At 68.2% G+C, this 255-nt stretch carries 1 protein-coding gene; it reads left to right on the forward strand.

The genetic code is table 11. The features are described from left to right. Window positions 1-255 (forward strand): IS66 family transposase zinc-finger binding domain-containing protein (locus tag ACLFKU_RS44675; RefSeq protein WP_410853510.1); only part of this gene is annotated, 255 nt, incomplete at both ends.

Genomic DNA, 255 nt, shown 5'->3' on the forward strand with positions numbered 1-255 from the left:
GAATGCGCCGGCCAGCAAATCGCCTTCGCGAGGGCCGCTCCCGCCGCACCTGCCGCGCGAGGAGATCGTTCTCGAGCCCGATCCGCTCTGCCCCACGTGTGCGACGACCATGCAGCCGCTGGGCGAGCACGCATCCGAACAGCTCGCGCGCGTAGCCGCCGCATTCAAGGTGATCCGCACGATCCGGCGCAAATTGCTTTGCCCCGGCTGTGGCCATATCGAACAACTGCCGATGCCGGGCCTGCCGATCGAGCG

This window comes from Paraburkholderia sp. EG304 (assembly GCF_046543485.1).
Classification (GTDB): domain Bacteria; phylum Pseudomonadota; class Gammaproteobacteria; order Burkholderiales; family Burkholderiaceae; genus Paraburkholderia; species Paraburkholderia youngii.